Source organism: Streptococcus mitis, assembly GCF_047459985.1.
In the GTDB taxonomy this organism is placed as follows: domain Bacteria; phylum Bacillota; class Bacilli; order Lactobacillales; family Streptococcaceae; genus Streptococcus; species Streptococcus mitis_DZ.
In genome coordinates this window covers 281,449-304,872 of sequence record NZ_JASHHD010000002.1, presented here as the reverse complement: position 1 = coordinate 304,872, position 23,424 = coordinate 281,449, and the positions used below count along the sequence as shown (strand labels likewise).

Below are 23,424 nucleotides of genomic sequence, written 5' to 3'. Positions count from 1 at the left end.
TTTATTTTATAAGAAACTATCAATTCTATCTCAAAGAAAAGATAGTTTTTTATTTACCCCTGTAACATTTGACAAATTTTTATAGAATGGTATGATAGATACAATATAAAAAGAGTCAAGCTCAAAAAGAAAGAAAAGAGGAAACTTCGAATGTCTAATTGGGACACTAAATTTTTGAAAAAAGGTTTTACCTTCGATGATGTATTGCTTATTCCAGCTGAAAGTCATGTATTGCCTAATGATGCAGATTTAACAACTAAATTGGCAGATAATTTGACTTTAAATATCCCAATTATTACCGCTGCTATGGACACAGTAACAGAGAGTCAAATGGCCATTGCTATTGCTCGTGCAGGTGGTCTCGGAGTTATCCATAAAAACATGTCAATTGCTCAACAAGCAGATGAAGTTCGCAAGGTAAAACGTTCTGAAAATGGTGTTATCATTGATCCATTCTTCTTGACTCCAGAGCATACAATTGCAGAAGCAGACGAACTCATGGGACGTTACCGTATCAGTGGTGTACCTGTAGTTGAAACTCTTGAAAACCGTAAATTAGTTGGTATTTTGACAAACCGAGATCTTCGTTTTATTTCAGATTATAACCAACCAATCTCAAACCATATGACTAGTGAAAATCTTGTCACTGCTCCAGTTGGCACAGATCTTGCAACAGCTGAAAATATTCTTCAAGAACACCGTATTGAAAAACTTCCTTTGGTTGACGAGGAAGGCCGTCTTTCTGGATTGATTACTATTAAGGATATTGAAAAAGTTATTGAGTTTCCAAATGCAGCTAAAGATGAATTTGGTCGTCTTCTAGTTGCAGGTGCAGTAGGTGTTACTTCAGATACATTTGAACGTGCAGAGGCTCTTTTTGAGGCAGGAGCGGATGCGATTGTTATTGATACTGCACATGGTCATTCTGCAGGTGTCTTGCGTAAAATTGCTGAGATTCGTGCTCATTTCCCAGACCGTACTTTGATTGCTGGAAATATTGCTACTGCTGAAGGTGCACGTGCCCTTTATGAAGCAGGCGTAGACGTTGTCAAGGTTGGTATTGGCCCAGGTTCTATCTGTACTACTCGTGTGATTGCTGGTGTTGGTGTTCCGCAAGTAACAGCTATCTACGATGCTGCAGCTGTTGCGCGTGAATATGGTAAAACGATCATTGCTGACGGTGGAATCAAGTATTCTGGAGATATTGTAAAAGCCCTTGCTGCCGGTGGAAATGCTGTTATGCTTGGATCAATGTTTGCTGGAACTGATGAAGCTCCAGGTGAAACTGAAATCTTCCAAGGACGTAAATTCAAGACTTACCGTGGTATGGGATCAATCGCAGCAATGAAGAAAGGTTCAAGCGATCGTTACTTCCAAGGTTCTGTCAATGAAGCAAACAAACTCGTTCCAGAAGGAATTGAAGGGCGTGTTGCTTATAAAGGAGCAGCAGCTGATATCGTCTTCCAAATGATTGGTGGTATTCGCTCTGGTATGGGTTACTGTGGTGCAGCTAACCTTAAAGAGCTACACGATAATGCTCAATTTATAGAAATGTCAGGTGCTGGTTTGAAAGAAAGCCATCCTCATGATGTACAAATTACTAATGAGGCACCAAATTATTCTATGTAAAAAACAATGAAAAGAACTCCCGTAAAAACAGGAGTTCTTTTACAATATTGTCAAGTTTGATTTACAGCAACTTTACCATCCTGAATGGTGAAAATACTTAGATTTTCTGGTAGATTTTGAAGATGATCTAAGCTTGTTGTTGTAATAAAGGTTTGGATTGAATGAGAAATCGTTTCTAATAATTTTAGTTGTCTAGTGTTGTCAAGTTCGCTCATAACATCGTCAAGCAGTAATATTGGAGATTCCTTAGTAATACTTTCCATTAATTCGATTTCTGCCAATTTTATCGAGAGGACGAGACTACGATGTTGACCTTGACTTCCAAAACTAGCATCCATCCCATTTATATAAAAAGAAATGTCATCTCGATGAGGACCAACACCAGTATTCTTTTTAAATAAATCTCTGGATCTACTTTTTTCTAAAGCAATTTTGAAAGATTCTGATAAGTCTTCTTTGTCAGTTGACTTGACAGAAGATTGATAAGATATTGACAGCTCTTCAATCTGATTAGAAAGTTCAAAATGTTTCTTACGGCTAAAATGCTCTAGTTTTTTTATGAAATCTAAGCGGTGATTCATTACACGACATCCATAATCGACTAGCTGATCATCTAGTACTGAAAGGAAGGTTTCATCTATTGTTTGAGCTGATTTTAGATAAGTGTTCCTTTGTTTTAGGATGTGGTTATAATTGGTTAAATCTGATAAATAGATTGGCTTAATTTGCCCAAGCTCCATATCAATGAATTTTCGTCGAACCGAAGGTGCTCCTTTAATTAGTTGTAAATCCTCAGGAGCAAATAAGACAACATTCATGTGTCCTACATAATCTGAAAGTCGTGCCTGTTTTAAGTGATTAACTTTTGTTACACGTCCTTTTTGTGTTAGTTCAATTTCGAGAGGAATGGATCCAGTTTTTTTCTGAACAAGACCTGAAAGATGAAGTTGTTCCTCATCAAAATGAATGAGATTTTTATCTGTTCGAGTTCGATGACTACGTGTTAAGGCTAAAAAATAGATAGCCTCTAACATATTTGTTTTACCTTGTGCATTACGTCCTAAAAAGACATTTAATTTAGGATTAAACTCTATTTTCGTCTCTTTATAGTTACGAAAAGTTTTGAGAGATAGGTGTTGTAGCCACATGATTATCTACCAGGGAATCGTGGAGCTTGTTTGCTTTTGGGCGATGAAGTAGGTTTTGATTTATCTTTTTTTACTCCCTTATTCATCTCCTTGACAAGTTTAGCGATTCGTTCTTTTTCAACTTTATCAGCTTGGTATTCCTCTTGCTCCTCAGAAGTAGGTTGTGTCAACAAGATGTCAATATTCATGTTAGGGATGTCAATTTTATCACCAATGCGAAGTTTTTTACCACGACGACTCTCTAATTCCCCATTAAAGTAAACAGAATGTTCAGAGAGAAATGATTTGATAGCTCCTCCGCTATGTGTAATTCCAAGCTCTTTGAGTAGTGCTTGGAGAGTAATAAATTCTTCAAATAATTTGTATTCCATAATTCACCTCAATCTTTGGTATTATACCATATTTTCCTAAAAATAGTGAGAGAAACAGGGAGAAATGTAAGCGATTTTTATTTCAAAAGTGTCACAGAGAACAAGAAAATTTCAGGTTTTCGTGATATAATAGAAGTCTGTATATAAGGAGGTAAATCATGGAGTTAGTGCATGGAATTTCAACACATTTTATCCAATCAAAAAAGTTTAAAACGAACAAAATCACCGTGCGTTTTACCGCTCCATTATCCCTCAATACGATTGCAGGTCGCATGTTGAGTGCGAGTATGCTAGAGACTGCTAATCAGATGTACCCCACTTCTCAAAATTTGAGAAGACATTTGGCCAGTTTATACGGTACAGATATGTCAACCAATTGTTTCAGAAGAGGGCAAAGTCATATTGTAGAATTGTCATTTACCTATGTTCGTGATGAGTTTTTAAGTAGGAAAAATGTGCTAACTTCTCAGGTTTTTGAACTTGTAAAAGAAACTATTTTTTCACCTGTAGTAGTTGATAATGGGTTTGATTCGGCCTTATTTGAAATTGAGAAAAAACAATTGCTAGCAAGTTTAGCAGCTGATATGGATGATTCTTTTTATTTCGCACATAAAGAATTAGATAAATTATTTTTTCGTGATGAACGTCTCAAATTGGAATATAGTGATTTACAAAATCGTATTTTAGCTGAAACTCCACAAAGTTCTTATTCTTGTTTCCAAGAATTTTTGGCCAATGATCGAATCGATTTCTTTTTCCTAGGTGATTTTAATGAGGTTGAAATTAAAAATGTATTAGAATCATTTGGCTTTAAAGGTCGAAAAGGAGATGTGAAGGTTCAGTATTGTCAATCTTATTCCAATATCCTGCAAGAAGGCATGGTTCGGAAAAATGTGGGGCAATCCATTTTGGAATTGGGTTATCATTGTCCTTCTGAATATGGTGATGAGCAACATTTACCCATGATTGTAATGAATGGTTTACTTGGTGGATTTGCTCACTCTAAACTATTTACAAATGTCCGTGAAAATGCTGGATTGGCTTATACTATTTCAAGTCAGCTCGATTTATTTTGTGGATTCTTGAGGATGTATGCTGGTATCGATCGAGAAAATAGGAACCAGGCTCGTAAAATGATGAATAATCAACTGCTTGATTTAAAAAAAGGATATTTTACAGAGCTTGAGTTAGAGCAGACCAAGGAAATGATTCGTCGGTCTTTGTTACTTTCTCAAGATAATCAAAGTTCATTGATTGAACGAGCTTATCAAAATGCCTTACTTGGAAAATCTTCAGCAGACTTTAAAAGTTGGATTACAAAACTCGAGCAAGTTGACAAAGAGGCTATTTGTAGAGTAGCTAATAATGTGAAACTACAAGCGATTTACTTTATGGAAGGAATAGAATGACAAAGGTTGTTTTTGAAGAAAAATACTATCCAGCTGTAAAAGAAATGGTTTATCGAGCTCGTTTGTCAAATGGGTTGACAGTTTCTCTTTTGCCTAAAAAGGAATTTAAAGAGGTTTACGGGAGTGTAACTGTCCAGTTTGGTTCAGTAGATACACTTGTCACAGAATTTGACAGAGGTGTAAAACAATATCCTGCAGGAATTGCTCACTTTCTTGAACATAAATTATTTGAGAGAGAAGATTCTAGCGATTTGATGTCGGCTTTTACGAGTCTAGGTGCAGATAGTAATGCCTTTACAAGTTTTACAAAAACAAACTATCTTTTTTCATCGACGGATTATCTCTTAGAGAATTTAGATTTACTGGATGAATTGGTAACATCAGCACACTTTACTGAAGATTCCATTTTAAGAGAGCAGGATATTATTCAGCAAGAACGAGAAATGTATCAAGATGATCCAGATTCGTGTTTATTCTTTTCAACTTTAGCGAATCTGTATCCTGGCACACCTTTAGCAACTGATATAGTTGGAAGTGAGGAATCAATTTCCCAAATCAATTTAACTAATTTGCAAGAAAATTTTACAAGATTTTACAAACCTGTAAACATGTCTCTGTTTTTAGTTGGCAATTTTGATGTGGAGCTAGTTCAGGACTATTTTGAGAGAAAAGAACTGGAAGATTTAGATGTTCAGGAACTAGCAAGAGGAAAGTTTGTTTTACAGCCTGTAAAGCAAACAGACAGCATGAGGATGGAAGTATCTTCTCCCAAACTAGCGATTGGAGTTAGAGGTAAGCGAGAAGTTGCTAAGGCAGATTGCTACCGATATCATATTTTATTAAAATTATTGTTTGCAATGATGTTTGGTTGGACTTCGGATCGTTTTCAAAAATTATATGAATCAGGTAAAGTAGATGCTTCCTTATCTCTTGAAATTGAAGTAACAAGTCGCTTTCATTTTGTTATGTTGACAATGGATACAAAAGAGCCAGTTGCTTTATCTCATCAGTTTAGGAAGGCTATTCGTAATTTTACAAAGGATTTAGATATTACAGAGGAACATTTAGACATTATCAAAAGAGAGATGTTTGGAGAATTTTTCAGTAGCATGAACTCTCTTGAATTTATTGCAACGCAATATGATGTTTTTGGAAAAGGTGAGACAATTTTTGATTTGCCGAAGATTTTACAGGAAATTACTTTAGAGGATGTCCTTGATGCTGGACATCATTTAATAGATGATGGTGATATAGTTGATTTTACAATATTCCCATCGTAGCAATCTACCATAATAGACACTAGAAAGAAGGAATGACAAGTATGAGGAAAAAAACAATTGGTGAGGTTTTACGTTTAGCTAGAACCAACCAAGGGTTAACTTTAGAAGAATTACACAAAAAAACAGAAATTCAGTTGGATATGTTGGAGGCAATGGAAGCTGATGATTTTGATCAACTTCCTAGTCCCTTTTATACTCGTTCTTTTTTGCGAAAGTATGCGTGGGCAGTTGAGCTAGATGAGAGAATTGTCTTGGATGCTTATGATTCTGGAAGCATGATTACTTATGAGGAAGTAGATGTTGATGAAGACGAGTTGACAGGTAGGAGACGTTCAAGTAAGAAAAATAAGGCATCATTTTTACCTTTATTTTATTTTATACTCTTTGCATTATCGATTGTCATTTTTGTGACTTATTATGTTTGGAATTATCTCCAGACTCAACCGGAGCGTTCATCTGCGTCTAGTTATAGTGTAGTCCAAGTAATAAGCTCGACTAGTTCTGTAACTTCATCTTCAAGTAGTAGTTCATCAAGTAGCTCTTCAAATATGGAACCTGCTATAGGTGTATCAGGTGAAGGAAATAGAGTAGAAGTTGCTTATAAAACGAGCAAAGAAACTGCAAAATTACAATTATCAGTCTCAGATGCTAGAAGTTGGGTTAGTATTTCAGAAAGCGATCTTGAGGGTGGTGTGACCTTATCACCGGATAATAAAAGTGCGGAAACAACAGTTTCAACAAAAAATCCTGTGACCATTACTTTAGGTGTTGTCAAAGGCGTTGCCTTAACAGTAGATAATCAGACTGTTGACTTATCAAAATTAACAGCTCAGACTGGAAAAATCACTGTAACCTTTACTAAAAATTAAGGAAAAACGAATGAAAAAAGAACAAATTCCAAATCTCCTAACAATAGGTCGAATTCTCTTTATACCTATTTTTATCTTTATTTTAACGATAGGAAATTCGATAGAGGGTCATATAGTGGCAGCTATTATCTTCGCTGTTGCCAGTATTACCGACTATTTAGATGGATATTTAGCTCGTAAATGGAATGTGGTCAGTAATTTCGGTAAATTTGCAGATCCTATGGCAGATAAACTACTAGTTATGTCGGCTTTTATTATGCTGATTGAGTTAGGTATGGCTCCAGCTTGGATTGTTGCAGTGATTATTTGTCGTGAATTAGCTGTTACAGGTTTAAGGCTTTTATTGGTTGAAACTGGTGGAACAGTTTTAGCAGCAGCAATGCCTGGAAAAATTAAAACTTTCAGTCAGATGTTTGCCATTATTTTCTTGCTATTACACTGGACTTTGATTGGTCAAGTTCTACTTTATGTAGCCTTGTTTTTCACTATCTACTCTGGCTATGATTATTTCAAGGGTAGTGCCTATGTATTTAAAGGGACATTTGGTTCGAAATGAAATCAATAATTGATGTAAAAAATCTTTCTTTTCGTTATAAGGAAAGTCAGGAATACTATGATGTGAAAGATATTACGTTTCACGTGAAACGTGGAGAATGGCTTTCGATTGTAGGGCATAATGGTAGTGGTAAATCAACTACTGTCCGGTTAATTGATGGCTTATTGGAAGCGGAATCTGGAGAGATTGTAATTGATGGTCAACGGTTGACTGAGGAAAATGTTTGGAATATACGTCGTCAAATCGGTATGGTTTTTCAAAATCCAGACAATCAATTTGTTGGAGCGACTGTTGAAGATGATGTCGCCTTTGGTTTGGAAAATCAGGGCCTTTCTCGTCAAGAAATGAAAAGGAGAGTGGAAGAAGCTCTGGATTTGGTTGGCATGTTGGACTTTAAAAAGAGAGAGCCAGCGCGTCTATCAGGTGGCCAAAAGCAACGTGTGGCTATTGCAGGTGTTGTAGCTCTAAGACCAGCTATTTTAATCCTAGATGAAGCGACAAGTATGTTGGATCCTGAGGGACGAAGAGAACTCATTGAGACAGTAAAAGGAATTCGAAAAGACTATGATATGACAGTCATTTCCATTACTCATGATTTGGAAGAAGTTGCCATGAGTGATCGTGTATTGGTCATGAAAAAAGGATCGATTGAATCAACTAGTAATCCAAGGGAGCTTTTCTCTCGAAATGATTTAGATCAAATTGGATTAGACGATCCTTTTGCTAATCAATTAAAACATTCTTTGAGCCAGAATGGCTATGATTTACCTGAAAATTATTTGACAGAAAGTGAGCTAGAGGATAAGCTATGGGAATTGCTCTAGAAAATGTGAGTTTTACGTATCAAGAAGGGACTCCCTTAGCTTCAACAGCTTTGTCAGATGTTTCTTTGATGATTGAAGATGGTTCTTATACGGCTTTAATTGGCCACACAGGTAGTGGTAAATCAACTATTTTACAACTGTTAAATGGTTTGTTGGTTCCAAGTCAAGGGAGTGTGCGGGTTTTTGATACCTTAATCACCTCGACTTCTAAAAATAAAGATATTCGTCAAATTAGAAAACAGGTTGGCTTGGTATTTCAGTTTGCTGAAAATCAGATTTTTGAAGAAACGGTTTTGAAAGACGTTGCTTTTGGCCCGCAAAATTTTGGAATTTCTGAAGAAGATGCGGAGAAGATTGCGCGTGAGAAACTGGCTCTGGTTGGAATTGATGAATCACTTTTTGATCGTAGTCCGTTTGAGCTGTCAGGTGGACAAATGAGACGTGTCGCCATTGCAGGCATACTTGCCATGGATCCAGCTATATTAGTCTTAGATGAACCCACAGCAGGCCTAGATCCTCTGGGGAGAAAAGAGTTGATGAATTTGTTCAAAAAACTCCACCAGTCAGGGATGACTATTGTCTTGGTAACGCATTTGATGGATGATGTTGCTGAATATGCGAATCAAGTCTATGTGATGGAAAAGGGACGTTTAGTTAAGGGTGGGAAACCAAGTGATGTCTTTCAAGATGTTGTCTTCATGGAAGAAGTGCAGTTGGGAGTACCTAAAATTACAGCCTTTTGTAAACGATTGGCTGACAGAGGCGTGTCATTTAAACGATTACCGATTAAGATAGAGGAGTTCAAGGAGTCGCTAAATGGATAGTATGATTTTGGGGCGTTATATCCCAGGGGATTCGATTGTTCACCGGTTGGATCCACGTAGCAAATTACTGGCTATGATGCTACTGATTTTAATCGTTTTTTGGGCTAATAATCCCTTGACGAATTTAATTCTTTTTATAGCGACAGGGATATTTATTGCCTTGTCAGGAGTATCTCTTTCATTTTTTATTCAGGGCTTGAAGTCTATGTTTTTCTTGATTGCCTTCACAACTATTTTTCAACTGTTTTTTATTTCTAATGGGAATGTTTTATTTGAGTTTTCGTTTGTGAGAATCACGGATTATGCGTTGCAACAAGCTGGAATTATTTTTTGTCGCTTTGTATTGATTATTTTCTTTTCAACTTTGTTAACCTTAACGACCATGCCCTTAAGTTTGGCATCAGCTGTCGAAGCTTTGTTAGCACCTTTAAAGCGTGTGAAAGTTCCAGTTCATGAAATTGGATTGATGCTGTCTATGAGTTTGCGTTTTGTTCCGACCTTAATGGATGATACGACGCGGATTATGAATGCACAGAAAGCGCGTGGAGTGGATTTTGGTGAAGGAAGCATTGTTCAAAAGGTGAAGGCTATGATTCCCATTTTGATTCCTCTTTTTGCGACAAGTTTAAAACGTGCGGATTCCTTGGCTATTGCCATGGAAGCGCGTGGTTATCAGGGTGGAAAAGGCAGAAGTCAATATCGACAACTGGAATGGACTCGAAAGGACACGCTGACCATTCTTGTTATTATCATACTTGGTGCTTGCTTGTTTTTCTTAAAATCTTAGTAGCTTTTAAAGCATTGATTAAAAGTTACTGTAACAGTTTTTGATATAAAGGTAGGGATATGAACCGTTTTAAAAAATCAAAATATGTCATTATTGTTTTTGTCACTGTTCTGCTTGTGTCAGCTCTCTTAGCGACGACTTATTCAAGTGCAATTGTTACAAAATTAGGAGATGGAATCTCATTTGTTGATAGAGTTGTACAAAAACCTTTTCAGTTGTTTGATTCTGTCAAATCAGATTTGGCTCACTTGACACGAACATATAATGAAAATGAAAGTTTGAAGAAACAGATTTACCAATTAGAAGTTAAATCAAATGAGGCGGAAAGTTTAAAGACGGAAAATGAACAACTGCGCCAATTACTTGATATGAAGTCCAAATTGCAAGCTACAAAGACTTTAGCAGCAGATGTAATTATGCGTTCTCCGGTATCTTGGAAGCAGGAGTTAACCCTAGACGCAGGCAAATCAAAAGGGGCTTCTGAGAACATGTTAGCCATTGCAAATGGTGGTTTGATTGGAAGTGTTTCAAAAGTAGAGGAGAACTCTACTATGGTAAACCTACTGACAAATACGGAAAATGCTGATAAGATTTCGGTTAAAATTCAACATAGTTCTACTACAATTTATGGAATTATTGTTGGCTATGACAAGGAAAATGACGTTCTCAAAATTAGTCAATTAAATAGTAATAGCGATATTAGTGCGGGAGATAAGGTGACCACTGGTGGATTAGGAAACTTTAATGTTGCGGATATTCCAGTTGGTGAAGTGATTGCTACAACGCATAGTACAGACTATCTGACAAGAGAAGTAACTGTTAAATTGAGTGCAGATACGCATAATGTTGATGTGATAGAATTAGTGGGGAATTCATAATGAGACAGTTGAAGCGGGTTGGAGTATTTTTATTGCTTCCTTTCTTTATTCTAATTGATGCCCATATTAGTCAGCTTCTGGGCTCATTTTTTCCCCACGTGCAGTTGGCTAGTCATTTTCTATTTTTGTTTCTCTTATTTGAGACGATTGAAGTATCAGAGTATCTCTATTTAGCCTATTGTTTTGTAGTGGGTCTGGTTTATGATATTTACTTTTTCCACTTGATAGGGATTGCGACTCTGTTATTCGTCTTGTTGGGGGCATTTCTCCATAAATTTAATAGTGTTATTTTATTGAATCGTTGGACGAGAATGTTGGCAATTATTGTCATGACTTTTCTATTTGAGATGGGAGCTTATATACTTGCAATAGTGGTAGGTCTAACTGTGGATAGTATATCTTTGTTCATAGTCTATAGTTTAGTGCCATCAATGATTTTGAACCTTATATGGATGATTATTTTTCAGTTTATTTTTGAAAAATTTTACCTATAAGAAAGAAATAAAAATGTAACAAAGGCGTAATATTCATTAGGCCTTTTTTTGGTATACTAGTATTGTCTTTAAAAGAAGGAGTATCTACGTAATATGAAGAAAAAAATCTTAGCGTCACTTTTATTAAGTACAGTAATGGTTTCTCAAGTTGCTGTTTTAACAACTGCGCATGCAGAAACTACTGATGACAAAATTGCTGCTCAAGATAATAAAATTAGTAATTTAACAGCACAACAACAAGAAGCTCAAAAACAAGTTGATCAAATTCAGGAGCAAGTATCTGCTATTCAAACAGAGCAATCAAACTTGCAATCTGAAAATGATAGACTACAAGCAGAATCTAAAAAGCTTGAGAGTGAAATTACAGAACTTTCTAAGAATATTGTATCTCGTAATGATTCATTGCAAAAACAAGCTCGTAGTGCTCAAACAAATGGAGCTGCAACAAATTACATCAATACAATTGTAAACTCAAAATCAATTACAGAAGCTATTTCACGTGTTGCTGCAATGAGTGAAATCGTGTCTGCAAACAACAAAATGTTGGAACAACAAAAAGCAGATAAAAAAGCTATTTCTGAAAAACAAGTAGCCAACAATGATGCAATTAATACAGTTATTGCAAATCAGCAAAAACTAGCTGATGATGCTCAAACATTAACTACAAAACAAGCAGAATTAAAAGCTGCAGAATTGAATCTTGCTGCTGAAAAGGCTACTGCAGAGGATGAAAAAGCAAGTTTACTTGAGAAAAAAGCAGCAGCGGAAGCAGAAGCTAAAGCAGCAGCAGCAGCAGAAGCAGCTTATAAAGCTAAACAAGCAAGTCAACAACAAACAGTTGTTGCTTCTGGGAATACAACTTTTACAGCAGAAGTTCAAGCAGTATCTACTGCTTCTTCATCTGAATCATCTTCAAGTAGTGCTTCAACAGAATCAACAAGCTACACTCCTGCACCAGTAAAACATCGTCCAACATACAGTACAAACGCTTCAAGTTATCCAATTGGTGAGTGTACATGGGGAGCTAAAACATTGGCACCTTGGGCTGGAGATTACTGGGGTAATGGAGCACAGTGGGCTACAAGTGCAGCTGCTGCAGGATTCCGCACAGGATCTACACCTCAAGTTGGTGCCATTGCATGTTGGAATGATGGTGGATATGGACACGTAGCCGTGGTTACAGCTGTTTCATCATCAACAAGTATCCAAGTATCTGAATCAAACTATGGTGGAAACCGTACAATCGGAAACAAACGTGGATGGTTCAATCCTACTACAACTTCAGAAGGTTTTGTAACATATATCTATCCAAACTAATGAATAAAACGAAGAGGCTCGATTTGAGTCTCTTTTATGATTTATATAGTGAACTTACTCTAAAAATCTACTAAAATCGCTTGAAAATATTGAAAAAGTATGGTAAAATGAAACTTGTCGTGTGAACGATAATACTCATTCTTGATGAATTGTGAAACAGTTGCCCTTGGGTCGTTTTGCGAGTTGAAGTCAAGAAGAGGAAAAAACAAAAAGGAGAAATACTCATGGCAGTAATTTCAATGAAACAACTTCTTGAGGCTGGTGTACACTTTGGTCACCAAACTCGTCGCTGGAACCCTAAGATGGCTAAGTACATCTTCACTGAACGTAACGGAATCCACGTTATCGACTTGCAACAAACTGTAAAATACGCTGACCAAGCTTACGATTTCATGCGTGATGCAGCGGCTAACGATGCAGTTGTATTGTTCGTTGGTACTAAGAAACAAGCAGCTGATGCAGTTGCTGAAGAAGCAGTACGTTCAGGTCAATATTTCATCAATCACCGTTGGTTGGGTGGAACTCTTACAAACTGGGGAACAATCCAAAAACGTATCGCTCGTTTGAAAGAAATCAAACGTATGGAAGAAGATGGAACTTTCGAAGTTCTTCCTAAGAAAGAAGTTGCACTTCTTAACAAACAACGTGCACGTCTTGAAAAATTCTTGGGTGGTATCGAGGATATGCCTCGTATCCCAGATGTGATGTACGTAGTTGACCCACATAAAGAGCAAATCGCTGTTAAAGAAGCTAAAAAATTGGGAATCCCAGTTGTAGCGATGGTTGACACAAATACAGATCCAGATGATATCGATGTAATCATCCCAGCTAACGATGACGCTATCCGCGCTGTTAAATTGATTACTGCTAAATTGGCTGACGCTATCATCGAAGGACGTCAAGGTGAAGATGCAGCAGCAGTTGAAGCAGAATTTGCAGCTTCAGAAGCTCAAGCAGATTCAATTGAAGAAATCGTTGAAGTTGTAGAAGGCGACAACGCTTAATTTATATAAATAGTAATTACCTAGGAGGGCGGGGCTTAGCCCGGCTCTCCTATTTTTAAAAAATATAGGAGAATCAAAATGGCAGAAATTACAGCTAAACTTGTAAAAGAGTTGCGTGAAAAATCTGGTGCCGGTGTTATGGACGCTAAAAAAGCGCTTGTAGAAACAGACGGTGACATCGAAAAAGCGATTGAATTGCTTCGTGAAAAAGGTATGGCTAAGGCAGCTAAGAAAGCTGATCGTGTTGCTGCAGAAGGTTTGACTGGTGTTTATGTTAACGGTAATGTTGCAGCAGTTATTGAAGTAAACGCTGAAACTGACTTCGTTGCGAAAAACGCTCAATTCGTTGAATTGGTAAATACTACAGCTAAAGTTATTGCTGAAGGAAAACCAGCTAACAACGAAGAAGCTCTTGCTTTGACAATGCCTTCAGGTGAAACTCTTGAAGCTGCATATGTGTCTGCAACAGCAACTATCGGAGAAAAAATCTCATTCCGTCGTTTTGCTTTGATTGAAAAAACAGATGCACAACACTTTGGTGCATACCAACACAACGGTGGCCGTATCGGTGTTATCTCTGTGATCGAAGGTGGAGACGATGCTCTTGCAAAACAAATCTCAATGCATATCGCTGCAATGAAACCAACTGTTCTTTCATACACTGAATTGGACGAACAATTTGTGAAAGATGAATTGGCTCAATTGAACCACGTCATCGACCAAGATAACGAAAGCCGTGCAATGGTTGGTAAACCAGCACTTCCACACTTGGCATACGGATCAAAAGCTCAATTGACTGATGAAGTAATCGCTCAAGCTGAAGCTGACATCAAAGCTGAATTGGCTGCAGAAGGCAAACCAGAAAAAATCTGGGACAAAATCATCCCAGGTAAAATGGATCGCTTCATGCTTGATAACACTAAAGTTGACCAAGCTTACACACTTCTTGCACAAGTCTACATCATGGATGACAGCAAGACAGTTGAGGCATACCTTGAATCAGTTAACGCTTCAGTAGTTGAGTTCGCTCGCTTTGAAGTTGGTGAAGGTATTGAGAAAGCTGCAAACGACTTCGAAGCTGAAGTTGCAGCTACAATGGCAGCAGCCTTGAATAACTAATAATTTAAAAGGAAGCTAAATTGCTTCCTTTTTTGGCTCTTTGTCAACTGTAGTGGGTTGAAGAAAAGCTAATCTCGAGAAAGGACAAATTTCGTCCTTTCTTTTTTGATATTCAGAGCGATAAAAATCCGTTTTTTGAAGTTTTCAAAGTTTCGAAATCCAAATGCATTGCGCTTGATAAGTTTGATGAGATTATTCGTAGCCTCCAGTTTTGCGTTGGAATAGGGTAACTGAAGGGCATTGACGATTTTTTCTTTGTCTTTGAGAAATGTCTTAAAGACAGTCTGAAAAAGAGGATGAACCTGCTTTAGATTGTCCTCAATGAGTCCGAAAAATTTCTCCAGCTCCTTATTCTGAAAGTGAAAAAGCAAGATCTGATAGAGATCACAGTGGTGTTTCAAGTCTTCTGAATAGCTCAAAAGCTTGTCTAGAATCTCCTTATTCGTCAAGTGCATACGAAAAGTAGGGCGATAAAAACGTTTATCGCTGAGTTTAGGACTATCCTGTTGGATGAGTTTCCAATATCGCTTGATAGCCTTGTATTCATGAGACTTTCGATGAAACTGATTCATGATTTGGACGCGGACACGACTCATAGCACGGCTTAGATGTTGGGGTAAAACAGTCTGGGAGACTGTTTCAACCTGCCTAGAAATTCGAAAGCGAAGTTGCTTAGCCAATTCATAATAAGGGCTAAACATATCCATAGTAATGATTTTCACCTGGCAGCTAACAGTTCGATTGTTGTACAGAAAGTGATTTCGGATGACAGCTTGTGTTCTTCCCTCAAGAACAGCGATGATATTGAGATTGTCAAAATCTTGCGCAATGAAGCTCATCTTCATCTCCCGATTGAAACAGTCACTCCCCTGACTGTTTCAACATCCCAGGACATAATCTCACGAAGACGAGAAAAATCATGCTTAAAACGGAAGTCATTGAGCTTGCGAATAACAGTTGAAGTTGAAATGGACAGCTGATGGGGAATGTCGGTCATAGAAGTCTTTTCAATCAACTTTTGAGCAATCTTTTGGTGGATGATACGAGGGATTTGGTGATTTTTCTTGACGAGGGAAGTCTCAGCGACTGCCATTTTTGAGCACTGATAGCACTTAAAACGGCGTTTTTTCAGAAGGATTTTAGTATGCTTGCAAGTCGTTTAGAGGTAAGGAATCTTCGACGGTTTTTGAAAGTCATATTTCTTCATTAGACTTCCACAATCAGGACAAGATGGGGCATTATAATTTAGTTTAGCGATGATTTCTTTGTGTGTATCTTATTGATGATGTCTAAAATCTGAATATTAGGGTCTTTGATATCGAGCAGTTTTGTGATAAAATGTAATTGTTCCACATGAATCTTTCTAATGATGGTTTGGTTGCTTTTCATTATAGATCTTATGGGACTTTTTTCTACAACAAAATAGGCTCCATAATATCCATAGGGGATTTACCCACTACAAATATTATAGAGCCCCTTTTTTCTATGCAGTAGACTCCTATAGGGAGAGGTTTCTACTTTTCAAGGTAAACAAAAAGCCCTATTATAAGGGCTAAGCGCATTTAGGAGACTACACTTCAAATTCATAGAGTGCTGTAGACAAATAACGTTCGCCGTTATCTGGTGCAAGAGCAAGGACTTTCTTACCTTTACCTAATTTCTTAGCAACTTCAATGGCTCCGTAGATAGCTGCAGCTGAAGAAATACCAACAAGGAATCCTTCTTTTCCACCAATCTCACGGCCAAGTGCAAGAGCATCATCTGAGGTTACACGAATGATACCATCATAGGCATTTGTATCAAGTGTATCAGGAATAAATCCAGCTGAGATACCTTGAATTTTGTGAGGACCAGGTTTTTCACCAGATAGAATAGCAGATTCATCTGCTTCTACTGCATAAACTTGAATACCTGAATTTGCTGTTTTGAGTGCATGAGAAACACCAGAAATTGTTCCACCGGTACCAACTCCAGCAACAAAGGCATCTAATCCATCTTTACCGAAAGCAGCTAATATCTCAGCTCCTGTTGTTCTTTCGTGTACTTCTGGATTAGCTGGATTGTCAAATTGAAGAGGAAGGAAACCATCACGTTCAGCAGCGATTTCTTGAGCTTTAGCAATAGCACCTTTCATTCCCTCACTACCAGGAGTTAAGACGAGTTCAGCACCATAAGCTTGAATAATCTTACGTCGTTCTACACTCATAGTTTCAGGCATAACGATGACAACTTTATATCCTTTAGCAGCACCTACCCATGAAAGTCCAATACCAGTATTTCCACTTGTTGCTTCAACAATAGTAGAACCTGGTTTCAGAATACCGTCTTGCTCAGCTTTTTCAATCATGCTAAGGGCAATACGGTCTTTTACAGATGAACCAGGATTAAATGCTTCAAGCTTTACATAGACGTCCGCAGCACCTTCTGGCACGATGTTGTTGAGTTTAACAATCGGTGTTTGTCCGATTAATTCAGTAATGTTGTTATAAATAGACATATGAATACCTCTTTGTATAAGATATTTCTAGTATAACGCTATCTATAAAATTTGTAAAATATAGAAATACTATCGGAGCGATAGGATTTTTTTATATCATAGGTCTAAGCCATTAATTTTTAAGCGATTGTGATAAGCTAACTCTAGTAAATAGGTATAGAGTGGAACGATATCCGTTTTCTTAGGGAATTCAAATTTATGAGCACTAAAATGCTCATTATGTGCTTTTAGAAAGACATTTTCTAAATAAGTAATAGTAATTTCACTATCATCTATGCCTGCTCCTGCAGTTTCCATTTCAACGTTAACAATATTCATCAAAAAAATTGATTTAACGGACATCTTACGACCAGTAGCGCCTTGTTTATCTGTAAAGATAATACGGATATTTGTAAATATAATTGAGTCACGAATCAGTTTATATCCATTTTGGATTTCTTCATTTTCTAGTAGATATTGTCCATATTCTTTGATAAGAGTTTCTTTGTTTTGCTCGCTAAAGTTACCAGCGAGTCCTTGAATGAATTTACCAAATGCCATATTTTCTCCTTTGTTTACACTAAGTTTACAGGAACTTCAACTTCACGTAAACCTTGATCAGTTAAAGTGACTTTCCCATTAAAAAACTCCACAAGTGCAGCTTTAATATTTTCTTTTTCTTCTTTATCAACATAAATCATCGTATCGACTTGATCTGTAAAGTTTGTCTCAAGCTCCATGAGATCATATTCTTTAAGGAAGTTACTGTACTCTTGGTACTGAGCATAAGACATTTGAATAGCAATACCAGCTTGTTCCTTTATTTCAATGATGCCAATTTCCTTGACAGCTAAGGCCACACTGCCGGCGTAAGCACGAATTAGTCCTCCAGCACCTAGTTTAACACCACCAAAGTAGCGCGTTACTACCACACAGACATTAGTAAGATTGTGATTTTCTAGTACCCCAAGCATGGGAACTCCAGCAGTACCACTGGGTTCACCATCATCACTTGTACGTTTGATTTCACTACGTTCTCCAATAATGAAGGCAGAGCAATTATGCGTAGCTTTGTAGTGTTCTTTTTTGATGGCAGTAATAAAGTCACGAGCCTCTTCTTCACTATAAACACGCTTGACATGACAGATAAAGCGTGATTTTTTGATTTCTTCTTGGACTTGACCGTCCTCTTTAATTGTTCTAAATTCCATGATTTAATTGTACTAAAAAATCATCTAAAGTGCTAGGTTTTTACGAATAAAGAAGTATGAAAGTAAATCCAAATTATCTCGGTCGATTGTTTACTGAGAATGAATTAACAGAAGAGGAACGTCAGTTAGCGAAGAAGCTTCCAGCAATGAGAAAGGAGAAGGGGAAACTTTTTTGTCAACGTTGTAATAGTGCTATTCTGGAGGAATGGTATTTGCCCATCGGTGCTTACTATTGTCGAGAGTGCTTAGTTATGAAGAGAGTCAGGAGTGACCAAGTTTTATACTATTTTCCGCAGGAGGATTTTCCGAAGCAAGATGTTCTTAAATGGAGTGGTCAATTAACTCCTTTTCAAGAGAAGGTGTCAGAGGGACTGCTTCAAGCAGTAGATAAGCAAGAGCCAACACTGGTACATGCGGTGACAGGAGCTGGAAAGACAGAAATGATTTATCAAGTAGTGGCTAAAGTGATCAATGCGGGTGGTGCAGTATGTTTGGCTAGTCCTCGCATAGATGTTTGTTTGGAGCTGTACAAGCGCCTGCAAAATGATTTTTCTTGTGAGGTAGCCCTCCTACATGGAGAATCGGAACCTTATTTTAGAACACCACTAGTTGTTGCGACGACCCATCAGTTATTGAAGTTTTATCAAGCTTTTGATTTGCTGATAGTGGATGAAGTAGATGCTTTTCCTTATGTTGATAATCCCACGCTTTACTACGCTGTCAAGAATAGTGTAAAGGAGAATGGGCTGAGAATCTTTTTAACAGCGACTTCTACCGATGAGTTAGACAGGAAGGTTCGTTTAGGAGAATTAAAACGATTGAGTTTGCCAAGACGATTTCATGGAAATCCTTTGATTATTCCTAAACCTGTTTGGTTGTCGGATTTTAATCGCTATTTAGATAAGAAGTGTTTGTCACCAAAGTTAAAGTCTTATATTGAGATGCAGAGAAAGACAGGTTATCCGTTACTCATTTTTGCTTCAGAGATTAAGAAAGGGGAGCAGTTAAAAGAAATCTTACAGGAGCAATTTCCAAATGAGAAAATTGGCTTTGTATCTTCTATCACAGAAAATCGATTAGAGCAGGTACAAGCTTTTCGAGATAGAGAACTGACAATACTTATCAGTACGACGATATTGGAGCGTGGAGTTACCTTCCCTTGTGTGGATGTTTTTGTAGTAGAGGCCAATCATCGTCTGTTTACTAAGTCTAGCTTGATTCAGATTGGTGGACGAGTTGGACGAAGCATGGATAGACCGACAGGAGATTTGCTTTTCTTCCATGATGGGTTAAATGCTTCAATCAAGAAGGCAATTAAGGAAATTCAGCAGATGAATAAGGAGGCAGGTTTATGAAGTGTTTGTTATGTGGGCAGACTATAAAGATTGTTTTAACTTTTAGTAGTCTCTTACTGCTGAGGATTGATGACTCATATCTTTGTTCAGACTGTGATTTTACTTTTGAAAGAATTAGAGAAGAGCACTGTCCAAACTGTATGAAAATAGGTTTGTCAACAAAGTGTCAAGATTGTCAATTTTGGTGTAAAGAAGGAGTTGAGGTTAGTCATAGAGCGATTTTTACTTACAATCAAGCTATGAAGGATTTTTTCAGTCGGTATAAGTTTGATGGGGACTTCCTTTTAAGAAAAGTGTTCGCTTCAGTTTTAAGTGAGGAGTTGAAAAAGTACAAAGAGTATCAATTTGTAGTCATTCCCCTAAGTCCTGAAAGATTACTTGACAGAGGATTTAATCAGGTTGAAGGCTTGGTACAGGCGACAGGCTTTGCGTGTTTGGATTTATTAGATAAGAGAGAAGAGCGAGCCAGTTCTTCTAAAAATCGCTCAGAGCGCTTAGGGACAGAACTTCCTTTCTTTATTAAAAGTGGAGTCACTATTCCTAAAAAAATTCTACTTATAGATGACATTTATACTACTGGAACAACTATAAATCGTGTGAAGAAACTGTTGGAAGAGGCTGGTGCTGAGGATGTAAAAACATTTTCCCTTGTAAGATGAGGAAAAAATTTGCAAAAATAAAATGAAAGCGTTATAATGAAATTAGAAAAACAAAAATGTTTAGAAAGAAGGTACTCATATGATTAAATATAGTATCCGTGGTGAAAACCTAGAAGTAACAGAAGCAATTCGTGATTATGTAGTTTCTAAACTCGAAAAGATCGAAAAGTATTTTCAAGCTGAGCAAGAGTTGGATGCTCGAGTTAACTTGAAGGTGTATCGTGAAAAAACTGCTAAAGTAGAAGTAACGATTCCGCTTGGCTCTATTACTCTTCGTGCAGAAGATGTGTCTCAAGATATGTATGGTTCAATTGATCTTGTAACTGATAAAATTGAACGTCAGATTCGTAAAAATAAAACAAAAATCGAGCGTAAAAATAAAAATAAGGTAGCAACTAGTCAATTATTTACAGATGCTTTGGTGGAAGATCCAAATGTTGTCCAGTCGAGAGTTGTTCGTTCAAAACAAATTGATTTAAAACCAATGGATTTGGAAGAAGCTATTCTACAGATGGATTTATTGGGACATGATTTCTTTATCTATGTGGATGTTGAAGATCAAACAACTAATGTGATTTATCGTCGTGAAGATGGCGAAATTGGTTTGTTAGAAGTTAAAGAATCTTAATTAGAATACGTGTAAAGGTAGGTTTACTGAGTTGTAAACCTCCTTTTTCTTATAATTGATAGAATTACTGATTACACTTTTAAAAAGTCGCTTTTTGGTGGTTATTATGGTATAATGGATGCCAAGAGGTTTGGAATGAAAAAATTTTATGTAAGTCCTATTTTCCCCTTAATATTAGGAATAGTGGCGTTCGGAGTGCTATCTGTGCAACTTGTTTTTGTAACGAATACACTGGTAACGCTATTTCTTTTGCTACTTATTTTGGGTTCATATAGTTTATTATTCATCCATCAGAGAGACTATTATTCAAGGAGTGAAGTAGAACAAATCCAGTATGTAAACCACCAAGCTGAAGAAAGTTTGACGACCTTGTTAGAACAGATGCCTGTCGGAGTCATTAAATTAGACTTGTCGTCAGGTGAAGTTAAATGGTTTAATCCTTATGCTGAATTGATTTTGACTAATGAAGTGGGCGAGATTGATGTAGCCTTAATTCAGACTATTATCAAGGCATCTGTTGGAAATCCAGGTTCTTATGCTACCTTGGGTGAGACCCGTTATTCGGTTCATATGGACAAGGGATCTGGAGTTCTTTACTTCTTTGATGTGTCTGGAGAATACGAAGCGACTGTTGAGTTAGTAACGAGTCGACCTGTTATTGGGATTGTTTCTGTTGATAACTACGATGATTTAGAAGATAAAACATCAGAGTCTGATATCAGTCATATTAACAGTTTTGTAGCCAATTTTGTTTCAGAATTTGCAGGGAAGCATGCCATGTTCTCCCGTCGAGTGAGTATGGACCGTTTTTATCTATTTACGGACTATACGGTACTTGAGGAATTGATGAATGATAAATTTTCTGTTATTGATGCTTTCAGAGAAGAGGCGAAACAGAGACAGTTGCCCTTGACCTTAAGTATGGGATTTTCTTATGGTGATGGAAATCATGATGAGATAGGGAAAGTTGCTTTGCTCAACTTGAACTTGGCTGAGGTGCGTGGTGGCGACCAGGTGGTTGTCAAGGAAAACGACGAAACGAAAAATCCTGTTTATTTTGGTGGTGGGTCTGCTGCCTCAACCAAGCGTACCCGTACCCGTACGCGCGCTATGATGACGGCTATTTCAGATAAGATTCGGAGTGTGGATCAGGTTTTTGTAGTTGGTCACAAAAATCTAGATATGGATGCTTTGGGTTCTGCTGTAGGTATGCAGTTATTTTCCAGCAATGTGACTGAAAATAGCTATGCTCTTTATGATGAGGATCAAATGTCACCAGATATTGAACGAGCTGTTTCATTCTTAGAAAAAGAGGGAGTTACGAAGTTGTTATCTGTTAAGGATGCAATGGGAATGGTGACCAATCGTTCTTTGTTGATTCTTGTAGACCATTCAAAGACAGTTCTAACTCTATCAAAAGATTTTTATGATTTGTTTACTCAAACCATTGTCATTGACCACCACAGACGGGATCAGGATTTTCCAGACAATGCAGTTATTACTTATATCGAAAGTGGTGCAAGTAGTGCCAGCGAGTTGGTAACGGAATTGATCCAGTTCCAAAATTCTAAGAAAAATCGTTTGAGTCGTATGCAAGCCAGTGTCTTGATGGCTGGTATGATGTTGGATACTAAAAATTTCACCTCACGAGTGACTAGTCGGACATTTGATGTTGCTAGCTATCTCAGAACGCGCGGAAGTGATAGTATTGCTATCCAGGAAATTGCTGCGACAGATTTTGAAGAATATCGTGAGGTCAATGAACTTATTTTACAGGGGCGTAAATTAGGTTCTGATGTATTAATAGCAGAGGCTAAGGACTCGAAATGCTATGATACAGTTGTTATTAGTAAGGCAGCAGATGCCATGTTAGCTATGTCAGGTATTGAAGCGAGTTTTGTTCTTGCCAAGAATACACAAGGATTTATCTCTATCTCAGCTCGCAGTCGTAGTAAACTGAATGTACAACGGATCATGGAAGAGCTGGGAGGTGGAGGCCACTTTAATTTGGCAGCAGCTCAAATTAGGGATTTAACCTTGTCAGAAGCAGGTGAAAAACTGACAGAAATTGTATTAAATGAAATAAAGGAAAAGGAGAAAGAAGAATGAAAGTAATCTTTTTAGCAGATGTTAAAGGAAAAGGTAAAAAAGGCGAAATTAAGGAAGTACCGACAGGCTATGCGCAAAACTTTCTTATCAAAAAGAATCTAGCCAAAGAAGCGACTGCTCAAGCTGTAGGTGAACTTCGTGGTAAACAAAAATCTGAAGAGAAAGCTCACGCTGAGATGATTGCAGAAGCAAAAGCAATTAAAGCCCAACTTGAAGCAGAAGAAACTGTTGTAGAATTTGTTGAAAAGGTTGGTCCAGATGGCCGTACTTTTGGTTCTATTACCAATAAGAAGATTGCAGAGGAATTGCAAAAGCAATTTGGAATTAAGATTGATAAACGTCATATTCAAGTACAAGCTCCGATTCGAGCAGTTGGTTTGATTGATGTACCAGTGAAAATCTATCAAGATATCACAAGTGTAATCAATCTTCGTGTGAAAGAAGGATAAGTTTACACCTTCTTGACAAGATTGTAAA

The 23,424-nt window shown here is 37.3% G+C and carries 23 protein-coding genes and 1 pseudogene; 18 read left to right on the top strand and 6 right to left on the bottom strand.

Features of this window, described 5'->3' with window-relative positions:
* The first annotated feature begins 150 nt into the window (after nt 1-150).
* Nucleotides 151-1,629: an IMP dehydrogenase gene (gene guaB, locus QM959_RS03020; RefSeq protein WP_000073412.1), complete on the top strand. Its 1,479-nt coding sequence runs from the start codon at nt 151-153 to the stop codon at nt 1,627-1,629.
* 50 nt (nt 1,630-1,679) lie between these two features.
* On the opposite strand, the gene recF is transcribed toward guaB, so the two are convergent.
* Both recF and yaaA read right to left on the bottom strand, forming a co-directional pair.
* The gene (gene recF, locus QM959_RS03015; RefSeq protein ID WP_414371387.1) at nt 1,680-2,777 is read right to left on the bottom strand and encodes a DNA replication/repair protein RecF; all 1,098 of its coding nucleotides are present in this window, start codon (nt 2,775-2,777) and stop codon (nt 1,680-1,682) included.
* A 2-nt stretch (nt 2,778-2,779) separates the two neighbouring features.
* On the bottom strand, nt 2,780-3,148 hold the full coding sequence (gene yaaA, locus QM959_RS03010) for a S4 domain-containing protein YaaA (protein WP_414371385.1): 369 nt from the start codon (nt 3,146-3,148) through the stop codon (nt 2,780-2,782).
* Between the two features lie 158 nt (nt 3,149-3,306).
* Between yaaA and yfmF the strand changes: the two genes are divergently transcribed.
* The 12 genes from yfmF to tsf all read left to right on the top strand — a co-directional run bounded on the left by yfmF (nt 3,307) and on the right by tsf (nt 14,509).
* Nucleotides 3,307-4,557: an EF-P 5-aminopentanol modification-associated protein YfmF gene (gene yfmF / locus QM959_RS03005; protein WP_414371383.1), complete on the top strand. Its 1,251-nt coding sequence runs from the start codon at nt 3,307-3,309 to the stop codon at nt 4,555-4,557.
* Nucleotides 4,554-5,837 carry an EF-P 5-aminopentanol modification-associated protein YfmH gene (gene yfmH / locus QM959_RS03000; RefSeq protein ID WP_414371382.1) on the top strand — a complete coding sequence of 428 codons (1,284 nt, stop codon included), beginning with the start codon at nt 4,554-4,556 and terminating at the stop codon, nt 5,835-5,837. The genes yfmF and yfmH overlap by 4 nt, the downstream gene beginning before the upstream one ends.
* Before the next feature lie 41 nt (nt 5,838-5,878).
* Nucleotides 5,879-6,706: a cytoskeleton protein RodZ gene (gene rodZ, locus QM959_RS02995; RefSeq protein ID WP_414371380.1), complete on the top strand. Its 828-nt coding sequence runs from the start codon at nt 5,879-5,881 to the stop codon at nt 6,704-6,706.
* Nucleotides 6,707-6,716: 10 nt separating this feature from the next.
* A complete protein-coding gene (gene pgsA, locus QM959_RS02990; RefSeq protein ID WP_414371378.1) occupies nt 6,717-7,262 on the top strand; it encodes a CDP-diacylglycerol--glycerol-3-phosphate 3-phosphatidyltransferase in 546 nt (181 codons plus the stop codon).
* Nucleotides 7,259-8,086, top strand: coding sequence for an energy-coupling factor ABC transporter ATP-binding protein (locus QM959_RS02985; protein WP_247935504.1), 828 nt, complete (start codon nt 7,259-7,261; stop codon nt 8,084-8,086). Before pgsA ends, QM959_RS02985 begins: the two co-directional genes overlap by 4 nt.
* On the top strand, nt 8,071-8,910 hold the full coding sequence (locus tag QM959_RS02980; RefSeq protein WP_414371375.1) for an energy-coupling factor transporter ATPase: 840 nt from the start codon (nt 8,071-8,073) through the stop codon (nt 8,908-8,910). Before QM959_RS02985 ends, QM959_RS02980 begins: the two co-directional genes overlap by 16 nt.
* Nucleotides 8,903-9,697, top strand: a complete 795-nt coding sequence (locus QM959_RS02975) for an energy-coupling factor transporter transmembrane component T family protein (protein WP_247935506.1) — start codon at nt 8,903-8,905, stop codon at nt 9,695-9,697. The genes QM959_RS02980 and QM959_RS02975 overlap by 8 nt, the downstream gene beginning before the upstream one ends.
* A 59-nt stretch (nt 9,698-9,756) precedes the next feature.
* Nucleotides 9,757-10,575, top strand: coding sequence for a rod shape-determining protein MreC (mreC, locus tag QM959_RS02970; protein ID WP_414371373.1), 819 nt, complete (start codon nt 9,757-9,759; stop codon nt 10,573-10,575).
* The gene (mreD, locus tag QM959_RS02965) at nt 10,575-11,069 is read left to right on the top strand and encodes a rod shape-determining protein MreD (RefSeq protein ID WP_414371371.1); all 495 of its coding nucleotides are present in this window, start codon (nt 10,575-10,577) and stop codon (nt 11,067-11,069) included. The genes mreC and mreD overlap by 1 nt, the downstream gene beginning before the upstream one ends.
* Nucleotides 11,070-11,162: 93 nt before the next feature.
* Nucleotides 11,163-12,386, top strand: a complete 1,224-nt coding sequence (gene pcsB / locus QM959_RS02960) for a peptidoglycan hydrolase PcsB (protein WP_414371369.1) — start codon at nt 11,163-11,165, stop codon at nt 12,384-12,386.
* A 224-nt stretch (nt 12,387-12,610) separates the two neighbouring features.
* Nucleotides 12,611-13,390 (top strand): 30S ribosomal protein S2, encoded by a 780-nt coding sequence (gene rpsB, locus QM959_RS02955; protein WP_000268459.1) that lies wholly within the window; start codon nt 12,611-12,613, stop codon nt 13,388-13,390.
* Nucleotides 13,391-13,468: 78 nt separating this feature from the next.
* Nucleotides 13,469-14,509 carry a translation elongation factor Ts gene (gene tsf / locus QM959_RS02950; protein ID WP_247935510.1) on the top strand — a complete coding sequence of 347 codons (1,041 nt, stop codon included), beginning with the start codon at nt 13,469-13,471 and terminating at the stop codon, nt 14,507-14,509.
* Between the two features lie 68 nt (nt 14,510-14,577).
* Here tsf and QM959_RS02945 read toward each other — a convergent pair.
* The 4 genes and pseudogenes from QM959_RS02945 to QM959_RS02930 form a co-directional block, all read right to left on the bottom strand.
* A pseudogene (locus QM959_RS02945) lies at nt 14,578-15,862 on the bottom strand (ISL3 family transposase).
* 217 nt (nt 15,863-16,079) lie between these two features.
* Nucleotides 16,080-17,006, bottom strand: coding sequence for a cysteine synthase A (cysK, locus tag QM959_RS02940; RefSeq protein WP_414371367.1), 927 nt, complete (start codon nt 17,004-17,006; stop codon nt 16,080-16,082).
* 96 nt (nt 17,007-17,102) lie between these two features.
* Nucleotides 17,103-17,546, bottom strand: a complete 444-nt coding sequence (locus QM959_RS02935) for a PH domain-containing protein (protein ID WP_414371365.1) — start codon at nt 17,544-17,546, stop codon at nt 17,103-17,105.
* A 14-nt stretch (nt 17,547-17,560) separates the two neighbouring features.
* Nucleotides 17,561-18,196, bottom strand: a complete 636-nt coding sequence (locus QM959_RS02930) for a YigZ family protein (protein ID WP_414371363.1) — start codon at nt 18,194-18,196, stop codon at nt 17,561-17,563.
* Between the two features lie 56 nt (nt 18,197-18,252).
* Between QM959_RS02930 and QM959_RS02925 the strand changes: the two genes are divergently transcribed.
* The 5 genes from QM959_RS02925 to rplI all read left to right on the top strand — a co-directional run bounded on the left by QM959_RS02925 (nt 18,253) and on the right by rplI (nt 23,396).
* Nucleotides 18,253-19,551 carry a DEAD/DEAH box helicase gene (locus QM959_RS02925; RefSeq protein WP_414371361.1) on the top strand — a complete coding sequence of 433 codons (1,299 nt, stop codon included), beginning with the start codon at nt 18,253-18,255 and terminating at the stop codon, nt 19,549-19,551.
* Nucleotides 19,548-20,210, top strand: coding sequence for a ComF family protein (locus QM959_RS02920; RefSeq protein WP_414371359.1), 663 nt, complete (start codon nt 19,548-19,550; stop codon nt 20,208-20,210). The genes QM959_RS02925 and QM959_RS02920 overlap by 4 nt, the downstream gene beginning before the upstream one ends.
* Before the next feature lie 79 nt (nt 20,211-20,289).
* Nucleotides 20,290-20,838 carry a ribosome hibernation-promoting factor, HPF/YfiA family gene (hpf, locus tag QM959_RS02915; protein WP_000599100.1) on the top strand — a complete coding sequence of 183 codons (549 nt, stop codon included), beginning with the start codon at nt 20,290-20,292 and terminating at the stop codon, nt 20,836-20,838.
* A gap of 135 nt (nt 20,839-20,973) precedes the next feature.
* Nucleotides 20,974-22,947, top strand: a complete 1,974-nt coding sequence (locus QM959_RS02910) for a DHH family phosphoesterase (RefSeq protein ID WP_414371358.1) — start codon at nt 20,974-20,976, stop codon at nt 22,945-22,947.
* A complete protein-coding gene (gene rplI, locus QM959_RS02905) occupies nt 22,944-23,396 on the top strand; it encodes a 50S ribosomal protein L9 (RefSeq protein ID WP_000864214.1) in 453 nt (150 codons plus the stop codon). Before QM959_RS02910 ends, rplI begins: the two co-directional genes overlap by 4 nt.
* The last annotated feature ends 28 nt before the right edge of the window (nt 23,397-23,424 follow it).

What these genes read in the sequence shown, in the direction of transcription:
- rodZ (WP_414371380.1), top strand. Translation starts at nt 5,879, where the DNA reads ATGAGGAAAAAAACAATTGGTGAGGTTTTACGTTTAGCTAGAACCAAC.
- tsf (WP_247935510.1), top strand. Translation starts at nt 13,469, where the DNA reads ATGGCAGAAATTACAGCTAAACTTGTAAAAGAGTTGCGTGAAAAATCT.
- QM959_RS02985 (WP_247935504.1), top strand. Translation starts at nt 7,259, where the DNA reads ATGAAATCAATAATTGATGTAAAAAATCTTTCTTTTCGTTATAAGGAA.
- guaB (WP_000073412.1), top strand. Translation starts at nt 151, where the DNA reads ATGTCTAATTGGGACACTAAATTTTTGAAAAAAGGTTTTACCTTCGAT.
- QM959_RS02910 (WP_414371358.1), top strand. Translation starts at nt 20,974, where the DNA reads ATGAAAAAATTTTATGTAAGTCCTATTTTCCCCTTAATATTAGGAATA.
- yfmH (WP_414371382.1), top strand. Translation starts at nt 4,554, where the DNA reads ATGACAAAGGTTGTTTTTGAAGAAAAATACTATCCAGCTGTAAAAGAA.
- yaaA (WP_414371385.1), bottom strand. Translation starts at nt 3,148, where the DNA reads ATGGAATACAAATTATTTGAAGAATTTATTACTCTCCAAGCACTACTC.
- rpsB (WP_000268459.1), top strand. Translation starts at nt 12,611, where the DNA reads ATGGCAGTAATTTCAATGAAACAACTTCTTGAGGCTGGTGTACACTTT.
- QM959_RS02980 (WP_414371375.1), top strand. Translation starts at nt 8,071, where the DNA reads ATGGGAATTGCTCTAGAAAATGTGAGTTTTACGTATCAAGAAGGGACT.
- pcsB (WP_414371369.1), top strand. Translation starts at nt 11,163, where the DNA reads ATGAAGAAAAAAATCTTAGCGTCACTTTTATTAAGTACAGTAATGGTT.
- recF (WP_414371387.1), bottom strand. Translation starts at nt 2,777, where the DNA reads ATGTGGCTACAACACCTATCTCTCAAAACTTTTCGTAACTATAAAGAG.
- yfmF (WP_414371383.1), top strand. Translation starts at nt 3,307, where the DNA reads ATGGAGTTAGTGCATGGAATTTCAACACATTTTATCCAATCAAAAAAG.
- QM959_RS02925 (WP_414371361.1), top strand. Translation starts at nt 18,253, where the DNA reads ATGAAAGTAAATCCAAATTATCTCGGTCGATTGTTTACTGAGAATGAA.
- rplI (WP_000864214.1), top strand. Translation starts at nt 22,944, where the DNA reads ATGAAAGTAATCTTTTTAGCAGATGTTAAAGGAAAAGGTAAAAAAGGC.
- hpf (WP_000599100.1), top strand. Translation starts at nt 20,290, where the DNA reads ATGATTAAATATAGTATCCGTGGTGAAAACCTAGAAGTAACAGAAGCA.
- mreD (WP_414371371.1), top strand. Translation starts at nt 10,575, where the DNA reads ATGAGACAGTTGAAGCGGGTTGGAGTATTTTTATTGCTTCCTTTCTTT.
- cysK (WP_414371367.1), bottom strand. Translation starts at nt 17,006, where the DNA reads ATGTCTATTTATAACAACATTACTGAATTAATCGGACAAACACCGATT.
- QM959_RS02935 (WP_414371365.1), bottom strand. Translation starts at nt 17,546, where the DNA reads ATGGCATTTGGTAAATTCATTCAAGGACTCGCTGGTAACTTTAGCGAG.
- pgsA (WP_414371378.1), top strand. Translation starts at nt 6,717, where the DNA reads ATGAAAAAAGAACAAATTCCAAATCTCCTAACAATAGGTCGAATTCTC.
- mreC (WP_414371373.1), top strand. Translation starts at nt 9,757, where the DNA reads ATGAACCGTTTTAAAAAATCAAAATATGTCATTATTGTTTTTGTCACT.
- QM959_RS02975 (WP_247935506.1), top strand. Translation starts at nt 8,903, where the DNA reads ATGGATAGTATGATTTTGGGGCGTTATATCCCAGGGGATTCGATTGTT.
- QM959_RS02920 (WP_414371359.1), top strand. Translation starts at nt 19,548, where the DNA reads ATGAAGTGTTTGTTATGTGGGCAGACTATAAAGATTGTTTTAACTTTT.
- QM959_RS02930 (WP_414371363.1), bottom strand. Translation starts at nt 18,196, where the DNA reads ATGGAATTTAGAACAATTAAAGAGGACGGTCAAGTCCAAGAAGAAATC.